Raw genomic sequence first — 16033 nt, forward strand, 5'->3', positions numbered from 1 at the left:
ATGAGCCTGGATAACATCTCCTGCCAGAAGAGCTTCGGCGGCTGGCACAAGCGTTACCGGCATCACTCCAAGGTGCTGGGCTGCGACATGGTGTTCGCCGTCTACCTGCCGCCGCAGGCCGAACAGGGCGAGAAGCTGCCAGTGCTGTACTGGCTCAGCGGCCTCACCTGTACCGACGAGAACTTCATGCAGAAGGCCGGCGCCCAGCGCCTGGCCGCTGAGCTTGGGCTGATCATCGTCGCCCCCGACACCAGCCCGCGTGGCGAGCAGGTGCCGGGCGACCCGGACGGCGCCTGGGACTTCGGCCTGGGTGCCGGCTTCTACCTGAATGCCACTCAGCAGCCCTGGGCCCAGCACTACCGCATGCACGACTATGTGGTGGAGGAGTTGCCTGCGTTGATCGAGGCACACTTCCCCGCCTCGGGCGAGCGCAGCATCAGTGGCCACTCCATGGGTGGGCATGGCGCGCTGGTGTGCGCCTTGCGCAACCCGGGGCGCTACCGCTCGGTGTCGGCGTTCTCGCCGATCAGCAACCCCATGGATTGCCCGTGGGGCGAGAAAGCCTTCAGCCGCTACCTGGGTGAAGACCGTGCGCGCTGGCGCGAGTGGGATGCCAGCGTGCTGCTGGCCGAAACTCCGGCCGGCGAGTGCCCGCCATTGCTGGTGGACCAGGGCGACCGCGACGACTTCCTCGAGAAGCAACTCAAGCCTGAAGCCCTGGAGCAGGCGGCACGCAAAGGGGGGCATGAACTGATCTTGCGCCTGCAGCCTGGCTATGACCACAGCTACTACTTCATTGCCAGCTTCATCGAGGAGCATCTGCGTCATCATGCGGTGGCTTTGGGGCGGGTGTAAGGCGTAGCATCTTGGATGCCTGCAAGATCGAGCGCCGCCCGCGCGGCGCTCGATCCCACAGGTGCAGACAATGCGGTGCCAATCACCCCAGCCCCAATGCCTCAAAAGCAGGTAGAATCACGCCCTGACTCATTCAGGGCGTTTTTCTATGCGTATTGGCCACGGCTACGATGTGCACCGTTTCTGCGACGGTGATTTCATTACCCTGGGCGGGGTGCGTATCCCCCACAAGTACGGCCTCCTGGCCCACTCCGACGGCGACGTACTGCTGCACGCCCTGAGCGATGCCTTGCTTGGCGCGGCAGCGCTGGGCGATATCGGCAAGCACTTCCCCGACACCGACCCGCAGTTCAAAGGTGCCGACAGCCGCGTGCTGCTGCGCCATGTGGTCGGCATCGTCCAGGCCAAGGGCTGGAAGGTCGGCAACGTCGACGCCACCATCGTTGCCCAGGCGCCGAAGATGGCCCCGCACATCGAAACCATGCGCCAGCTGATCGCCGAAGACCTGCAGGTCGAACTCGACCAGGTCAACGTCAAGGCTACCACCACCGAGAAGCTGGGCTTCACCGGCCGCGAGGAGGGCATCGCCGTGCATTCGGTAGCCCTGCTGCTACCCGCATGACCGAACTGGAACTGCTGGGCCCGCGCGCATCGGGCGAACCACTGGGTACCGCCGTCCTCAAGGCGGTGGCTGAAGATTTCCAAGTCGACGAAGTGCTGGACATCCCGCTGTCGGGCCAGGGCGAGCACCTGTGGCTGTGGGTCGAAAAGCGAGACCTGAACACCGAGGAGGCCGCCCGCCGCCTGGCCCGTGCCGCTGGCGTGCCGGTGCGCACGATCAGCTACGCCGGCCTCAAGGACCGCCAGGCCCTGACCCGCCAGTGGTTCAGCCTGCACCTGCCGGGCAAGGCCGACCCGGACCTGTCGCGTGCCGAGGATGCCAGCCTGCGCGTGCTCAAGCAGGTGCGCCACCAGCGCAAGCTGCAGCGCGGCGCGCATTCGGCCAACGGCTTCACGCTGCGCCTGACTGCCCTGGCTGCCGATCACCAGGCGGTGGATGCGCGCCTGGAACAGCTCAAACAGCACGGCGTGCCCAACTATTTCGGCACCCAGCGCTTCGGCCACGGTGGTGGCAACGTTCACGACGCCCTCGACTGGGCCGCACGCAAGGCTCTGCCCGAGCAGCGCAACGTGCGCTCGCGGCTGCTGTCGGCCGGGCGCAGCTACCTGTTCAACCAGCTGTTGGCGGCCCGTGTCGCCGATGGCAGCTGGGCGCGGGCCCAGGTGGGCGACCTGCTGGCGTTCACCGACAGCCGCAGCTTCTTCCCGGCGGGTGAGGCGGAATGTGCCGACCCGCGCCTGGCGATTCTCGACCTGCACCCGACCGGCCCGATGTGGGGCGCGGGCGATTCGCCGGCCGCTGGTGTCACTGCACAGTTGGAAAACGCCGTCGGCGCGCGTCAGCCGGCACTTTGCCAGTGGTTGACCCAGGCGGGCATGGATCACGAACGACGCATTCTGCGGCTCCCTATTGGCGGCCTTACGTGGCATTATCCCGAGCCTGATATCCTGCAACTGGAATTCGTCCTTCCGGCCGGATGCTTCGCCACCGTGGTGGTGCGCGAAGTCGTGGATCTGGTGTCGGCAGGGCAGACGGACAGCTCATGCGTATTCTGATTTCGAACGACGACGGTGTTACCGCACCCGGCATCGCCGCGCTGCACGCTGCACTGGCGGATTACGCCGAGTGCGTGGTGATTGCCCCGGATCAAGACAAGAGCGGCGCCAGCAGTTCGCTGACGCTGGACCGGCCACTGCACCCGCAGACCTTGGCCAACGGCTTCATCAGCCTCAACGGCACGCCGACCGACTGCGTGCACCTGGGGCTCAACGGGCTGTTGCCGCAGGCGCCGGACATGGTCGTGTCGGGGATCAACCTCGGTGCCAACCTGGGCGACGACGTGCTCTATTCGGGTACGGTCGCGGCCGCGTTGGAAGGCCGTTTCCTCGGCGGTACCTCACTGGCGTTTTCGCTGTTGTCGCGCCAGCCGGACAACCTGCCGACTGCGGCCCATATCGCTCGCCGCCTGGTCGAGGCGCAGTCGCGCCTGGCCTTGCCACCACGCACCGTACTCAACGTCAACATCCCCAACCTGCCGCTGGAGCACATTCGTGGCATCCAGCTCACCCGCCTCGGTCACCGGGCGCGGGCGGCGGCGCCGACCAAGGTGGTCAACCCGCGCGGCAAGGAAGGCTACTGGATCGCCGTGGCCGGGGATGCCGAGGACGGCGGCCCGGGCACCGACTTCCACGCGGTGATGCAAGGCTACGTATCGATTACTCCGCTGCAGCTCGACCGCACCTTCAGTGATGCCTTCGAGCAGCTCGACGGTTGGCTGGAGGGCCTGCTCTGATGCGCGAGGACGATATGCTGCGGCGTGGCATCGGCATGACCTCCCAGCGTACCCGGGAGAGGCTGATCCAGCGTTTGTGCGAAGAGGGCGTTTCGAACACCAAGGTGCTCGACGTGATCCGTCGTACCCCGCGCCACCTGTTCGTCGACGAGGCACTGGCGCATCGCGCCTACGAAGACACTGCGCTGCCGATCGGCCACAACCAGACCATCTCGCAACCGTTCATGGTTGCCCACATGAGCGAGCTGCTGCTCGAGGCCGGGCCGCTGGACAAGGTGCTGGAGATCGGCACCGGCTCGGGCTACCAGACGGCGATCCTGGCCCAGCTGGTCGAGCGGGTGTTCTCGGTGGAGCGCATCAAGGTGCTGCAGGACCGGGCCAAGGAGCGCCTGGTGGAACTGAACCTGCGCAACGTGGTGTTCCGCTGGGGCGACGGGTGCGAGGGCTGGCCGGCGCTGGCGCCGTACAACGGCATCATCGTCACCGCCGTGGCGCCGGAAGTGCCGCAGGCACTGCTCGACCAGCTGGCACCCGGTGGCCGTATGGTGATCCCGGTGGGGCCAGCCGGCGAAACCCAGCAACTGATGCTGATCGTGCGCGAGGAGCATGGATTCTCCCGTCGCGTGCTGGGGGCCGTGCGCTTCGTACCGCTGCTCAACGGTCCGCTGGCCTGAACACTGCGGGTTCGAGCTACGCGATATTTTTGCGCCAGCACCGAATTCTTGCAGCAGCGCCCTGTCTATCTGGCGGGGTGAAGCGCTAGCGCACAGCTTGCACCAAGGCTTTGCAGCAGTCCTTCACCAACCCTGCCAATGCGGACGGGCTTGGTTATAATTGCAACAATATTGCATTTCTTGTCTTCATATCGTTTTTCGGCACCATGAGGGGAGCGCGGGTGGGTCACACAGTCATTCGGCAGCGCAAGGACGGGTCGGGTTTCACGCTTCTGGTGATTGCACTGGCCATGGGCACGCTACTGGTAGGTTGCTCGAGCACCAGCAGCAACAGCGCGCGGGTGGTCGACCGCAGTAACACCGTGCCCAAGCGCCCGGCGGTAACCACCGGGCAGTACATCGTCAAACCTGGCGATACGCTGTTCTCCATCGCCTTCCGTTATGGTTGGGACTACAAGGAGCTGGCCGCGCGCAACGGCATCGCGGCGCCTTACACCATTCGCCCGGGGCAGGCGATTCGTTTCAGCAGCGGCTCTACCGGCAGCACCATGGTGGTGTCCAGCCCGTCGTCGTCGAGCAAGACCACGGTCATCCGGCGGCCTGTGGGAAGCACCGCCACAGCCCCTGCCAACACCAGCAAACCGGCCACGCCGGTAGCCTCCAGCAGCGCCCCGGTGGTCGCTACCGTGCCTGCTGCGGAGCGCGCGGTAGGCGGCTGGACCTGGCCTGCCAACGGCGTGCTGATTGGAAAATTCGCTTCAAACGGTAGTTTGAATAAAGGCATTGATATCGCCGGTGATTTGGGACAGCCTGTTTTTGCTGCGTCTGATGGTGCAGTGGTTTACGCCGGGAGTGGCTTGAGGGGCTACGGCGAACTGATCATCATCAAGCACAGCGATACCTACGTCAGTGCCTACGGCCATAACCGCAGGCTGTTGGTTCGGGAGGGGCAGCAGGTCAAGGCAGGGCAGTCGATTGCTGAAATGGGGTCCACGGGCACTGATCGGGTGAAGCTGCATTTCGAGATTCGCCGCCAGGGTAAACCCGTCGATCCGCTCCAGTTCCTGCCACGTCGTTGACCGTTGTGCCCGGCCTGTTCCTGTGATGTAGAGGGGACAGGCTCCAGCGCTGCCAAGGAGATAGGTGCCGCTCGAGTCTGAGTTCGAACTCAGCAAAGGACTATAACAATGGCTCTCAGTAAAGAAGTGCCGGAGTTTGACATCGACGATGACGTCCTCCTGATGGAGACGGGCATCGTTTTGGAAACGGATGTGGTGTCAGACGAACCTGCTGTATCTTCGGTTCGGACGAGGGCCAAGTCGGGCTCTTCGCTCAAGCAACACAAGTACATCGATTACAGCCGGGCGCTCGATGCCACCCAGCTGTATCTCAACGAGATCGGATTCTCGCCTCTGCTTTCGCCGGAAGAGGAAGTGCACTTTGCGCGCTTGTCGCAAAAGGGCGACCCTGCCGGCCGCAAGCGCATGATCGAAAGCAACCTGCGCCTGGTTGTAAAAATTGCCCGTCGTTACGTGAATCGCGGCCTGTCGCTGCTCGACCTGATCGAGGAGGGTAACCTGGGGCTGATCCGTGCGGTCGAGAAGTTCGACCCGGAGCGTGGTTTCCGTTTCTCGACCTATGCGACCTGGTGGATTCGCCAGACCATTGAGCGGGCGATCATGAACCAGACCCGCACCATCCGCCTGCCGATCCACGTGGTCAAGGAACTGAACGTCTACTTGCGTGCGGCGCGCGAGCTGACCCAGAAGCTGGACCACGAACCCTCGCCAGAAGAAATCGCCACCCTGCTGGAAAAGCCGGTCGCCGAGGTCAAGCGCATGCTGGGCCTGAACGAGCGGGTGTCTTCGGTGGATGTATCGCTCGGCCCGGACTCGGACAAGACCCTGCTCGATACCTTGACCGACGACCGTCCGAGCGACCCGTGCGAACTGCTGCAGGATGACGACCTGTCGCAGAGCATCGACCAGTGGCTGGGAGAGTTGACCGACAAGCAGCGTGAAGTGGTGGTGCGTCGCTTTGGCCTGCGCGGGCATGAAAGCAGCACCCTGGAAGATGTTGGCCTGGAGATCGGCCTGACCCGTGAGCGGGTGCGGCAGATCCAGGTCGAGGGGCTCAAGCGTTTGCGCGAGATCCTCGAAAAGAACGGCCTTTCCAGTGAGTCGTTGTTCCAGTAGCGCAAGCCTGCAACACAAAGCGCCCCGATGATTTCGGGGCGTTTTTGTATGTGGCGATCAGAGGTGCCCCATTCAAAATTGCCGGGGGCGCTTTGCGCCCCTTTCGCGACACAAGGCCGCTCCCACAGGTACTTCATCGCCTTTGAATGCACCACTATCCTGTGGGAGCGGCCTTGTGTCGCGAAAGGGCTGCAAAGCAGCCCCAAGACATTATGTACTGCGCTACCCCAGTAACATCGCGTGTAAGCCTTTGCTTACTTGTTTTGTAAGCCTTCTATGTACGCTTCAGTAAATCATTGTCGTATCCAGAGCCTGCGTTTTCCCAACACATTGAAAAACCTGGCTTATTCAGCTGTGAGGAAATGTGTCACCTGCAACACCCTGTGAGGTTTCGCGGTTGCCGGCCCTGCTCAAGTCGCTAGTATTCGAACTGTGCACAGGGACATGCACAGGCTTTCAGGAGGAAGGCCAAGGACATCGCAAGAGGCGATTTCATCAGGATGATGTTTGGGACAAGCAGGGACTACGGAAAAAATGTGGGCGGGTCAAACCGCCCCTTTTTTTGTCCGCCGAAAAACAAAAAAGGCCCCGAGGGGCCTTTTTCGTGTCCGGACGCTATCAGCGCTCCAGGTCTGCAATCTTGCCAGTCTTGCCATCCCACTCTTCAGCGTCCGGCAGGGCGTCCTTACGCTCGGTGATGTTCGGCCAGATTTCCGCCAGTTCGGCGTTCAGCTCGATGAAGTTCTCCATGCCCGCAGGCACTTCGTCTTCCGAGAAGATGGCTTGCGCTGGGCACTCCGGCTCGCACAGGGCGCAGTCGATGCACTCGTCCGGGTGGATGACCAGGAAGTTCGGGCCTTCGTAGAAGCAGTCCACCGGACAGACTTCCACGCAGTCGGTGTATTTGCATTTGATGCAGTTGTCGGTGACGACGAAGGTCATTTCTAATTCTCTCCTCAGGCGACGGCGGCGGCCCTTCCTCTCCGGGCCGCGCGGTTTACGGGTATGTGGCTGCAGGCCAGGCTAATAGCCTGCAGCACCAGCAAACCGCGGCGGATTCTACCAGCTTGTAGTGGGCGCCGTTATAACAGGTTCTTTAGTTGATATAGCATTTCGATAGCTTGACGCGGGGTCATGTCGTCCAGCTGCAGCTTGCCCAGCTTCTCGATGGCCGGGTGTGGCAGGCTGGCGAACAGGTCGCTCTGGTGCGGGACCTGTGGCACGTCCTTGGCCTTTTGGGCCGGGGGGTGTTCATGCGGCAGGCTGGTGGTTTCCAGCCGCCCCAGGTGTTCGCGGGCACGCTGGATGACGGCCGTTGGCACGCCGGCCAGCTGCGCCACGGCCAGGCCGTAGCTCTGGCTGGCAGGGCCAGGCAGCACGTGGTGCAGGAACACGATGCGTTCGTTGTGCTCGGTGGCGTTCAGGTGCACATTGGCCACCAGTGGCTCGCTTTCCGGCAGCACGGTGAGCTCGAAGTAGTGCGTGGCGAACAGCGTGTAGGCACGCAGTTGGGCCAGCCGCTCGGCGGCGGCCCAGGCCAGCGACAGGCCGTCGAAGGTGCTGGTGCCGCGGCCCACTTCGTCCATCAGTACCAGGCTGCGGTCGGTGGCGTTGTGCAGGATGTTGGCGGTTTCGCTCATCTCGACCATGAAGGTCGAGCGGCCGCCGGCCAGGTCGTCGCTGGAGCCGATGCGGGTGAAGATGCGGTCGACCAGTGACAGCTCGCAGCTGGCTGCCGGCACGAAGCTGCCGATGTGCGCCAGCAGCACGATCAGGGCGGTCTGGCGCATGTAGGTGGACTTACCACCCATGTTCGGGCCGGTGATGATCAGCATGCGCGTGCTGTTGTCCAGGCTCAGGTCGTTGGCCACGAATGGCGTGGTCAGTACCTGTTCCACCACCGGGTGGCGGCCCTGCTCGATGCGCAGGCATGGCTCGTCGACGAAGCGCGGGCAGTTCAGGTCGAGGTTCAGCGCACGTTCGGCCAGGTTGCTGAGCACGTCCAGTTCGGCCAGGGCGGCGGCGCTGTCCTGCAGCGGTGCCAGGTGGCTGATCAGGGTTTCCAGCAGGGCGTCGTAGAGCATCTTCTCGCGGGCCAGGGCGCGGCTCTTGGCCGACAGCGCCTTGTCCTCGAACGCCTTCAGCTCCGGGGTGATGAAACGTTCGGCGCCCTTGAGGGTCTGGCGGCGGATGTAGTCGCCCGGGGCCTGCTCGGCCTGCTTGGTCGGCAGCTCGATGAAGTAGCCATGCACGCGGTTGTAGCCGACCTTGAGGTTGGCCAGGCCGGTGCGGGCCTTTTCCCGGGCTTCCAGGTCGATCAGGAACTGGCCGGCGTTCTCGCTGATCGCCAGCAACTCGTCCAGTTCGTTGTCATAGCCGGCCTTGAGCACGCCGCCATCGCGGATCACCGCCGGCGGGTTGTCGATGATCGCCCGCTCCAGCAGGCTGGCCAGTTCGGGGTAGGTGCCGGTAATGGCAGCCAGGCGCGCCAGGTGCGGCGCCTCCAGCTCGGCCATGGCGTTCTGCAGCTCGGGCAGCGCGCCCAGGGCATCGCGCAGGCGTGCCAGGTCGCGTGGGCGGGCGTTGCGCAGGCCGATTCGGGCGAGAATCCGCTCGATATCGCCAATTTCCTTGAGCTGCGGCTGCAGCTTCTCGAAGCGGTAGCCGTCGAGCAGGCAGCGGATCGAGTCCTGACGTGCCTGCAGCACCTTGAGGTCGCGCAACGGGCGGTTCAGCCAACGGCTCAGCAAACGGCTGGCCATGGCGGTCTGGCAGCGGTCGATCACCGACTGCAGGGTGTTGTCACGGCCGCCGGCCAGGTTGATGTCCAGCTCCAGGTTGCGGCGGCTGGCGCCGTCGAGGATGACCGTGTCGTCCAGGCGTTCGTGGCGCAGGCTGCGCAGGTGCGGCAGGGCAGTGCGCTGGGTTTCCTTGGCGTAGATCAGCAGGCAGCCGGCTGCACCGATGGCCAGGGTCAGCTTGTCGCAGCCAAAGCCTTTGAGGTCCTTGGTCGCGAACTGTTGGCACAGGGCCTTGCGCGCCGAGTCGCGGTCGAAGTCCCATGGCGCACGGCGACGGGCCCCGGGACGTTTCTCGGCAGGCAGGTCGCGCGGCCAGTCGTCGGGGATCAGCAGCTCGACCGGGTTCAGGCGCTCGAGCTCGGCCAGCAGGTTTTCCCAGCCCTTGATCTCCTGCACGCTGAAGTTGCCGCTGGTGATGTCCAGCACGGCCAGGCCGAACAGGCGCTCGTCACCGAGCAGCGCGGCAATCAGGTTGTCGCGACGCTCGTCGAGCAGGGCCTCGTCGCTGACCGTGCCGGGGGTGATGATGCGCACCACCTGGCGCTCCACCGGGCCCTTGCTGGTGGCGGGGTCGCCGATCTGCTCGCAGATCACCACCGATTCGCCGAGCTTGACCAGCTTGGCCAGGTAGCCTTCCAGCGAATGGAACGGAATCCCGCACATGGGGATGGACTGGCCGGCCGACTGGCCGCGCGCGGTCAGGGTGATGTCCAGCAGTTTTGCGGCTTTTTTCGCATCTTCGTAGAAGATTTCGTAGAAGTCGCCCATGCGGTAGAACATCAGCTGGTCCGGGTGCTGGCTTTTCAGCTTCCAGTACTGCTGCATCATTGGGGTATGGTCGGAAAGACTGGACATTCAAGGCCTTGAAGCAATGCGTCTATTAGACAAATGCGAAACGTCTAATACTACAGGCTTTCAGTCATCCTGGCACGAGGCATCTCGGTAGGCCTAAGGGATACCTAAGGCATGAGATGCTCTGGTAAGCTCGCGCTGATAGCTGCTATGTGACCAGCCACAAGGACTGTTTCATGATCGACCCTTCAGAAGGCGAAAAACCAAAGGCCCCTGCCGGCACCTTTTGGACATTGAAAAATTTGAGGGATGCAAGTATCGGCCTGCTTTTCATTGTGGTTGCTGTGCGGCTGGCTTTTGCTACAACAACTATTGACTTGAGCGGATTTAATTTTACAGATCTCCTAAGCCTGATTCTTGCAATTTCGGCTGTTGCGCTTTCAGCTGCTTTTTACTTTAAGGCAGATGAGTCTGCGAGGAGCTTTTATAATAACACCTATCATTTCACTAAAGAGGTCTCTGAAATCCTGGGAAGGATAGAGGCTGGCTTCGGTCAGCAACTTGCTCATTTAAACGAAAAGCAGGCTGGCCTCAATGAAAAGATGGATAGAATTCCTTACGACCCTTCCTTCATTCGAGAGCAGGAAGCTGCGAAGCAAGCTGAAATTGAAGAGCAAGAAGCCAAGCGTGATAATATCTTAGACGACCTGATGCGCAGAGCCCAGCTTGACGGTCAAGAGAAGGCCGCGCTTCAGGCCCAGCTAGATGCCCTTTCATCTGAGCTAGAGAACTCTAAGTCTCAACTTGCATATTTCCAGTCCCAGGAAGCGCCGAAAGAATTCGAGAAATATGGGTTTACAGACGATGGGTTGAAGTGGTTGTATGAAAGCGTTCTTTCTAGCTTTCCAAAGCGCACAATTTCCTCTCCAGGTATGATTACTTTGAGATTCAAACGTTTGGTTGAGGATGGGGGCGTGCCGGAAAATATCATTACTCATTTTTCAAAGGTCGGACTTCTCAAAGACGGGAACTTGACCCGTGCAGGCGTATCATTTATTCGCTCTGTATTGGAACTTTATCGGAATATGCCCGCTTGAGTTCTGGTGGCTGCGCAACAGGTATCTCCCTCATGCGAAGATACCGCCTGGTCATCTTCGCATCGGTGTGACCACCGAGCTTTTGAGCATCATTTCCTTGTTTGTCGGTATCTGTTAGCGATTTTGCCCTGAGATCATGGATGGTTGCACCAGAAATCCCGGCCTTATCGCACGCCTTCCTAAAAGCATCCTTCACCGTCTCGTATGAAACCGGCTTGCCGCCGCCACGGGTGCAAAACAGCGTCAGCCCGCGCACCTTCCGGGGCAGGGCCTTGGCCCTGGCGATCAGTTGCTCAAGGTCCGGTGTCATGCCCACAATGAGCTTGGCGCCGGTCTTCTGCTGGTCGAAGGCAATGCCTTTGTCGCTGATGTCCGAGAGCTTGATGGCCAGCACGTCGCCAATGCGCTGCCCTGTCAGGTAGCACATTTCGAGAATCGAACGGATGTACGGAGACGCCGCGTCGCAGATCGCTGCAAACTCATCGTCGGTGATGTAGCGATCCCGTTTCTTCTCGGTATGCCGCTTGATCCCGGTGCAGGGGTTCGAGTCGACGATCTGCTGCTCCAGCGCATAAGCGAACACCATCCGGAGGAACGAGATCACCCGGTTGGCCATATTGGGCGTGTCGGACATGTGCAGTTTCAGCGCCGCAACGTGCCGTGGCAGCACCTGGCGGGGTTCAAACTCTGCCAGGTGATGCTTCAGCTTTGCGGAGGCTGCTTCGTACTGCTTCACAGTGTTTACTGCCAGGCGCCCGCGCATGGCATCCAAGGCGTCGTCGATCAGCTTGGGCATTCCGCCCTTGCCCTTGCCGCCCATGATCTTTGCGTAGGCCAGCAGGGCCCCCTGATAATCGCTATCAAGGCGCTCCCACTTCCCCTTCTTCACCAGGTAGTAGGCCCCGTGCTTGATGTACATGCACGGCGGCAGGTGCCTGTCCTTCTTTCGCGGCCTCATCGGTCGTCCCTTCTATCAAAACCGGAGCTCCGGTCCTTTCTTCTCGGCATGCCCGCCCAGGCGGGCGAGCACTACTTGCCTCAGCACCTTCGGCTTGCCGTCGGCGCCAATCAAATATCCAAACTTTTCGGCCTGCAGCCAGCGGACCTGGTCTTTGGGCCGGAGATAGCCAGTCATGTCGGCTACCTCATCCGGTGTCATGAACATGGTTTTCTCCACGCCGCCGTTGGCGGCAGGTTGGTGGTCAGGCGGCTGGCGCCGGCTCGACGCGGTAGTAGCTGGTGCAGCGACAGCGCGGGCACACCATCGTGCTGGCTCCTTTCAGCCACTTGCAGGGCGCGAGGACGCGCTCGCTTTCCTTGTGCTGATTGCGGCACCGGGAGCACTTCACGGTCATATCGGGCATAGGAGATCCTCTCCCGCGCATGTCGGCGGGCTTGCGTTGTTGGGGGATTAGGATTCGGTGATAGGCGCGGGGATGGCCTGGGCTCTCCACTCGGCGTCCATCTTCCAGGCGATGCAGGGCGGCTCGATCTTGCTCTTGTAGCCGCCGAGCCAGTAGTAGCCGCTGTGCTTGGATGTCCCGCAGATGCTGCAGGTGAGCCAGCGGCCAAATCCTCGGGCCGAAAATGGCTGATACTGGTGGTTGTTCACCGTGGCGCCTGCCAGACCAGGTAGTCCATGTAGGCGAGGGCGATCATGGCTTCCACCTCTTGCCGACGCGGTACACCATCATCATGTTGTGATGGAGTGGCACTTTCAGGATGTGGTCGAAGAACTCGCCCTTTCCAGAGATGAATCCGGTAGGTACCTTGGTTCCTCCGACGCCGAATTCACGCCAGCATTCTTCGCCGCCGTTCTTTTCCCAGTAGGCGCGCTCGCGCTTTGGGATCTCATCGTAGGTTTTTTTGAACACGGAGATATCTGGGATATCACAGATCCTGCGCCATGCGGGATTGTGCTTGCACCATTCAGCAGCATGCTGAGAGGCTTGATCGACAGAGTAGAATTCTTTGGTGCTTTGTTCGGTCATGGCATCAGCTCCCGCGGCACTTTGACGGTCTGCCCGAACTTCGCATGGGCCAGCGCTCGGCAGAAGGCGATAAGGGGAGTTGGGCCTGAAAGCCAGGTCGAGTTGAGTGGGCCTGCGCTCCAGCCACACGGCCCGCCTGACAAATACCGGTCATGGCTCAACCCTGCCTGGTGCTTTTCGAGCAGCGGCCCGCCGTGCTCCCAGTTGCTGGAAGGGCGATAGCCGAAGCCTTCGGCCACACCACGGATGCTGACGCTGGTGGGGTCGGTCCGGGAACGCCAGATCGTAGTCCTGCACTCCGGGTCTGTGCCGAAGCCCTCGGCCATGGCCACAGCCCAGTCCAGCGGCGCGCCGATCAGGTTGGATACCCTCACTTCGATCAGGTCGGTCATGGCTTCACGACCCTCAAACTGTTGCGCTCGACCTCAGGCAGCCCCTGAATAACTGCCTCAAGCACTGCCCGCGCAGCATCAGTGCCAACATCCCTGCACATTGTCCCGGCAGCTGCAGCGATGAACCCTGTATACGCCTGGCCTTTCTCGCGGAAGCCGCTAAAGCCGTCGAGCCTCGTGGCTTCATCAAATGTAGGCGAGAGCAACATCCATAGGTCTTTCCCGTAATCCGTGGCTTTGGTCACAGCTGATACCTCTCATCAATCCAGCGCCCAGGCGCCAGTGCGGGTGTAGGTTCGGGTTGTGTTTCGTGCGGGGAGAGCTGGCGCTCGTTTCCGGCCTGCAGCTGGCTGTCGGGGATGCAGCTGATGCCTGCACCACTTCCGGCCTGATAGATCCAGCAGGTGGCGCCATGCTCATCGTCATGGAAGACGCGAACCCCATACGGCAAAGGATCTGCGCTGGCGCCGGTGGCCAGCAGCAGGAGGCAGAGGGCGAGGCGGGTCATCAGCAGTCCACCCAGTTGAGCTCTTTGATGTAATCACCGCCGGCACAGAGGTGCTCGTCGTTGATCGCCTCCAGATCCTTGGTATCTGCCAGGGCGGCCTTTGCGCGCTCCAGAGCCAGCTCGGCATGGCTTAGCTGGTGGCGTTTTCGGGCCTTGTAGCTGCGCAACGCTTCCTCTTTGTCGGGGTAGGCGAACCGGCGCCAGGAGTCTTTCGATACGCGTTTGGCGTTGCCCCAGACCTTCCCGGTGGCTTCCTGGCGGGCCATGGCATAGCCCTCGCTGCCTTCGGGTACAAGCCAGTAGCAATGCTCGCTTTCGCGGATCACCACGTAGCGCCGGCACACGATCGTGACTCCTTCGGGTCCGATGGAATCGATATAGCGGAAGTGGTCCGGCCAGGCCGGTTGCTTTTTTGTGGGAATGACTTCGTCCTTGGCCGCCATATCGCGGCAAATAGAGGGGAGAGGGGTTACAGCTGATGAGTACAAATGTGCTCCATCCTAATTGGGCCTTTATAACCAGAGAAATGGTTTCTCTGGGCTGTAGAGGAGCGGTTAGAGATGGAAGACCTGACTACTGTTATAGGTTTTGTGAAGGAGATTCTTTCGGTTGCGGTCCTGGCCATTGACTTGTTTCTCGCGCTGCGCGATGTGTTCAAGCCGCCTGTAGAAGAGCCTCAATCACGCGCTGTCCGGCCAACGGAGGCACCGCATTACCGGCCATGTGCATGGTCAGCCGATGGTTGTCCGGGCGCAGGGTGTCAGCGGGGAACGACATCGCGGCCATGGCCTCGCTTGCGCTGAGCATCCGCATGCGGTCGCCGTCGACCAGTGCCCAGCGGTCCAGGGTCGTGATGGTGCCGATCGGTCGGTTGATGTCGCGGCCGGTGGTGCCGGAACCTTTGCCGTAGTAGGGCATGATGAAGCGATCTCCGAAGCGCTGACGCCCATTGCGCACACGGTCAAGCGTGGCCTGGGCCCGGCCTGGTTTCTCGATCTGCGACCACCGTCCGGCCTCGAAGTCGAGGAAGCTGGCGGCGGGTACGTGCCGTTCCAGCGGCAGCTGCAGCATCAGCGGGGCCTTGCTGCGGGTCAGGACCATGAACAGGCGCACCCGGTGCTGCGGCACGCCCAGGTCGGCACAGTCCACGATGTGTGGCGCGGCCTGATACCCAAGCGCCTGCACGGCCTGCAGCCAAGCCGGATAAAGCACCCAGTCGGTGAACTCAGGCACGTTCTCGATCACTGCCGCCTGTGGCCGGTGGAACTCAAGGGCCGACACTGGCGCCCAGGCAGTGGAACGCGAAGCGTCGTGCTCAGGATTGCCAGACTTCTTGCCGCGGGCCTTGGCGTGGCCCTGGCAGCAGGGCGATGCAAGCAGGATGTCATGTGCAGGCACCTGTTCCCAGCGTGCCTGGTGTAAGTCTTGGCAGACGTGCTGCGTTTCGGGATGGTTGGCGCTATGCCATTCAACGGCCACCGGCCAGTGGTTCGCCGCCCAGAGAACCTGGACACCCGCTGCGCGCGCGCCGGTGCTCCATCCGCCGAGGCCGGCGAACAGGTCGATTGCTGTAGGCATTTTAATTCCTTGATGGCATATTGATGCTAGGACAGGAGGTTTATGGATATGACCAGCTTTTATCGTTATTCAGCAAAAAAATACAACGACGCTTTGTTGGCTTTAGGGAATGTAAGAATTGGCACTCTTCACGACTTTAGAAATGAAGAGCATAAAAAAGGTATAGCAGATGTCAACGAAGGGAAAAAAACTGTAAGTCACATAATTAAGTACGCGAACAGCGACGACGGTCCAAGCATTCACTTTGATGCCATTGAGAAGTTTGGTGCAATTGGCCGAAACAAGGATTCCAGTATCCTACTGGAGAACGTTCATCTTTCCAGGGATTTCAGCTTTCCAGATTGCTATATCCATTGTGCTTCACAGCTTTACTCCAGCGAGACCATGGCCCAGTTTGAAGGCTCTGATTCGTGCGTCGAGATTTTTGACGTCTTGGGATTCTATAATCGACTCACAGAAACTCTTGGAACAGTCCAGCCTGTGCGGCTCCACACTGTGCAAAAGGTTTTCTACATGGAGCGTGAAGAGCGGTGGGATGGGAAAACGTGGGGGGTGCATCCAGCCTTGATCAAAGAACCAGTTTTTTCGCCACAAGTGGAAGTTCGAGCGATCTGGATACCTGTTTTGGCTGGGAATATTTCGCCAGTGGTGATTAACGATGTAGGTTTAATCCGTTACTGCAGGTCTAAGAAGATACCGCAATAATTAATCCAACAGTGGCCCCAGGTGGGGCCAC

Annotated in this window: 20 protein-coding genes; 9 read left to right on the forward strand and 11 right to left on the reverse strand. The window is 61.1% G+C overall.

The window, feature by feature from the left end; all coding sequences use genetic code 11:
• The 7 genes from fghA (at position 1) to rpoS (ending at position 6138) form a co-directional block, all read left to right on the forward strand.
• Positions 1 to 855, forward strand: coding sequence for an S-formylglutathione hydrolase (gene fghA / locus ACIQYU_RS02820; RefSeq protein WP_191471930.1), 855 nt, complete (start codon positions 1 to 3; stop codon positions 853 to 855).
• Between the two features lie 148 nt (positions 856 to 1003).
• Complete coding sequence (gene ispF / locus ACIQYU_RS02825) at positions 1004 to 1477, forward strand: 2-C-methyl-D-erythritol 2,4-cyclodiphosphate synthase (protein ID WP_159265991.1); 474 nt, start codon at positions 1004 to 1006, stop codon at positions 1475 to 1477.
• Entirely contained in the window at positions 1474 to 2532 is a 1059-nt protein-coding gene (gene truD / locus ACIQYU_RS02830) for a tRNA pseudouridine(13) synthase TruD (protein WP_207829425.1), read from the forward strand. The genes ispF and truD overlap by 4 nt, the downstream gene beginning before the upstream one ends.
• Positions 2520 to 3269: a 5'/3'-nucleotidase SurE gene (surE, locus tag ACIQYU_RS02835; protein WP_025337991.1), complete on the forward strand. Its 750-nt coding sequence runs from the start codon at positions 2520 to 2522 to the stop codon at positions 3267 to 3269. The genes truD and surE overlap by 13 nt, the downstream gene beginning before the upstream one ends.
• 35 nt (positions 3270 to 3304) lie before the next feature.
• Positions 3305 to 3943, forward strand: coding sequence for a protein-L-isoaspartate(D-aspartate) O-methyltransferase (locus tag ACIQYU_RS02840; protein ID WP_015269209.1), 639 nt, complete (start codon positions 3305 to 3307; stop codon positions 3941 to 3943).
• A 221-nt stretch (positions 3944 to 4164) separates the two neighbouring features.
• On the forward strand, positions 4165 to 5022 hold the full coding sequence (locus tag ACIQYU_RS02845) for a peptidoglycan DD-metalloendopeptidase family protein (RefSeq protein WP_207829548.1): 858 nt from the start codon (positions 4165 to 4167) through the stop codon (positions 5020 to 5022).
• A 108-nt stretch (positions 5023 to 5130) separates the two neighbouring features.
• Positions 5131 to 6138, forward strand: coding sequence for an RNA polymerase sigma factor RpoS (gene rpoS, locus ACIQYU_RS02850; protein WP_063911526.1), 1008 nt, complete (start codon positions 5131 to 5133; stop codon positions 6136 to 6138).
• A gap of 618 nt (positions 6139 to 6756) precedes the next feature.
• Here rpoS and fdxA read toward each other — a convergent pair.
• Together fdxA and mutS are read right to left on the reverse strand one after the other, a co-directional pair.
• Positions 6757 to 7080: a ferredoxin FdxA gene (gene fdxA / locus ACIQYU_RS02855; RefSeq protein ID WP_004375459.1), complete on the reverse strand. Its 324-nt coding sequence runs from the start codon at positions 7078 to 7080 to the stop codon at positions 6757 to 6759.
• Between the two features lie 140 nt (positions 7081 to 7220).
• Positions 7221 to 9794 carry a DNA mismatch repair protein MutS gene (gene mutS / locus ACIQYU_RS02860; protein WP_402798162.1) on the reverse strand — a complete coding sequence of 858 codons (2574 nt, stop codon included), beginning with the start codon at positions 9792 to 9794 and terminating at the stop codon, positions 7221 to 7223.
• 173 nt (positions 9795 to 9967) lie between these two features.
• On the opposite strand from mutS, the gene ACIQYU_RS02865 reads away from it, so the two are divergent.
• The gene (locus ACIQYU_RS02865; protein WP_402798164.1) at positions 9968 to 10828 is read left to right on the forward strand and encodes a hypothetical protein; all 861 of its coding nucleotides are present in this window, start codon (positions 9968 to 9970) and stop codon (positions 10826 to 10828) included.
• Here the strand turns inward: ACIQYU_RS02865 and ACIQYU_RS02870 are convergent.
• The 9 genes from ACIQYU_RS02870 to ACIQYU_RS02910 form a co-directional block, all read right to left on the reverse strand.
• Positions 10785 to 11786: a tyrosine-type recombinase/integrase gene (locus tag ACIQYU_RS02870; protein WP_402798165.1), complete on the reverse strand. Its 1002-nt coding sequence runs from the start codon at positions 11784 to 11786 to the stop codon at positions 10785 to 10787. The genes ACIQYU_RS02865 and ACIQYU_RS02870 overlap by 44 nt on opposite strands.
• Positions 11787 to 11801: 15 nt before the next feature.
• Entirely contained in the window at positions 11802 to 11993 is a 192-nt protein-coding gene (locus tag ACIQYU_RS02875) for a DUF4224 domain-containing protein (RefSeq protein WP_023047610.1), read from the reverse strand.
• Between the two features lie 246 nt (positions 11994 to 12239).
• Entirely contained in the window at positions 12240 to 12440 is a 201-nt protein-coding gene (locus ACIQYU_RS02880) for a hypothetical protein (protein ID WP_402798166.1), read from the reverse strand.
• Between the two features lie 43 nt (positions 12441 to 12483).
• On the reverse strand, positions 12484 to 12819 hold the full coding sequence (locus ACIQYU_RS02885; RefSeq protein ID WP_402798167.1) for a hypothetical protein: 336 nt from the start codon (positions 12817 to 12819) through the stop codon (positions 12484 to 12486).
• Positions 12816 to 13211 (reverse strand): phage protein NinX family protein, encoded by a 396-nt coding sequence (locus ACIQYU_RS02890; protein ID WP_402798169.1) that lies wholly within the window; start codon positions 13209 to 13211, stop codon positions 12816 to 12818. The genes ACIQYU_RS02885 and ACIQYU_RS02890 overlap by 4 nt, the downstream gene beginning before the upstream one ends.
• On the reverse strand, positions 13208 to 13456 hold the full coding sequence (locus ACIQYU_RS02895; protein WP_402798171.1) for a hypothetical protein: 249 nt from the start codon (positions 13454 to 13456) through the stop codon (positions 13208 to 13210). Before ACIQYU_RS02895 ends, ACIQYU_RS02890 begins: the two co-directional genes overlap by 4 nt.
• A complete protein-coding gene (locus tag ACIQYU_RS02900) occupies positions 13453 to 13719 on the reverse strand; it encodes a hypothetical protein (protein ID WP_402798173.1) in 267 nt (88 codons plus the stop codon). The genes ACIQYU_RS02895 and ACIQYU_RS02900 overlap by 4 nt, the downstream gene beginning before the upstream one ends.
• The gene (locus tag ACIQYU_RS02905) at positions 13719 to 14162 is read right to left on the reverse strand and encodes a hypothetical protein (protein ID WP_402798174.1); all 444 of its coding nucleotides are present in this window, start codon (positions 14160 to 14162) and stop codon (positions 13719 to 13721) included. Before ACIQYU_RS02905 ends, ACIQYU_RS02900 begins: the two co-directional genes overlap by 1 nt.
• A 211-nt stretch (positions 14163 to 14373) precedes the next feature.
• Positions 14374 to 15297, reverse strand: a complete 924-nt coding sequence (locus ACIQYU_RS02910) for a DNA cytosine methyltransferase (protein ID WP_402798176.1) — start codon at positions 15295 to 15297, stop codon at positions 14374 to 14376.
• A 42-nt stretch (positions 15298 to 15339) separates the two neighbouring features.
• On the opposite strand from ACIQYU_RS02910, the gene ACIQYU_RS02915 reads away from it, so the two are divergent.
• Positions 15340 to 16002, forward strand: a complete 663-nt coding sequence (locus ACIQYU_RS02915) for a hypothetical protein (protein ID WP_402798177.1) — start codon at positions 15340 to 15342, stop codon at positions 16000 to 16002.
• Positions 16003 to 16033 lie beyond the last annotated feature (31 nt).

The sequence above is a fragment of the Pseudomonas sp. NPDC096925 genome (genome assembly GCF_044762545.1).
Lineage (GTDB): Bacteria > Pseudomonadota > Gammaproteobacteria > Pseudomonadales > Pseudomonadaceae > Aquipseudomonas.

What these genes read in the sequence shown, in the direction of transcription:
- ACIQYU_RS02915 (WP_402798177.1), top strand. Translation starts at nt 15,340, where the DNA reads ATGGATATGACCAGCTTTTATCGTTATTCAGCAAAAAAATACAACGAC.
- ACIQYU_RS02890 (WP_402798169.1), bottom strand. Translation starts at nt 13,211, where the DNA reads ATGACCGACCTGATCGAAGTGAGGGTATCCAACCTGATCGGCGCGCCG.
- ACIQYU_RS02875 (WP_023047610.1), bottom strand. Translation starts at nt 11,993, where the DNA reads ATGTTCATGACACCGGATGAGGTAGCCGACATGACTGGCTATCTCCGG.
- ispF (WP_159265991.1), top strand. Translation starts at nt 1,004, where the DNA reads ATGCGTATTGGCCACGGCTACGATGTGCACCGTTTCTGCGACGGTGAT.
- ACIQYU_RS02840 (WP_015269209.1), top strand. Translation starts at nt 3,305, where the DNA reads ATGACCTCCCAGCGTACCCGGGAGAGGCTGATCCAGCGTTTGTGCGAA.
- ACIQYU_RS02900 (WP_402798173.1), bottom strand. Translation starts at nt 13,719, where the DNA reads ATGACCCGCCTCGCCCTCTGCCTCCTGCTGCTGGCCACCGGCGCCAGC.
- truD (WP_207829425.1), top strand. Translation starts at nt 1,474, where the DNA reads ATGACCGAACTGGAACTGCTGGGCCCGCGCGCATCGGGCGAACCACTG.
- ACIQYU_RS02885 (WP_402798167.1), bottom strand. Translation starts at nt 12,819, where the DNA reads ATGACCGAACAAAGCACCAAAGAATTCTACTCTGTCGATCAAGCCTCT.
- ACIQYU_RS02865 (WP_402798164.1), top strand. Translation starts at nt 9,968, where the DNA reads ATGATCGACCCTTCAGAAGGCGAAAAACCAAAGGCCCCTGCCGGCACC.
- rpoS (WP_063911526.1), top strand. Translation starts at nt 5,131, where the DNA reads ATGGCTCTCAGTAAAGAAGTGCCGGAGTTTGACATCGACGATGACGTC.
- fghA (WP_191471930.1), top strand. Translation starts at nt 1, where the DNA reads ATGAGCCTGGATAACATCTCCTGCCAGAAGAGCTTCGGCGGCTGGCAC.
- fdxA (WP_004375459.1), bottom strand. Translation starts at nt 7,080, where the DNA reads ATGACCTTCGTCGTCACCGACAACTGCATCAAATGCAAATACACCGAC.
- ACIQYU_RS02910 (WP_402798176.1), bottom strand. Translation starts at nt 15,297, where the DNA reads ATGCCTACAGCAATCGACCTGTTCGCCGGCCTCGGCGGATGGAGCACC.
- surE (WP_025337991.1), top strand. Translation starts at nt 2,520, where the DNA reads ATGCGTATTCTGATTTCGAACGACGACGGTGTTACCGCACCCGGCATC.
- ACIQYU_RS02870 (WP_402798165.1), bottom strand. Translation starts at nt 11,786, where the DNA reads ATGAGGCCGCGAAAGAAGGACAGGCACCTGCCGCCGTGCATGTACATC.
- ACIQYU_RS02905 (WP_402798174.1), bottom strand. Translation starts at nt 14,162, where the DNA reads ATGGCGGCCAAGGACGAAGTCATTCCCACAAAAAAGCAACCGGCCTGG.
- mutS (WP_402798162.1), bottom strand. Translation starts at nt 9,794, where the DNA reads ATGTCCAGTCTTTCCGACCATACCCCAATGATGCAGCAGTACTGGAAG.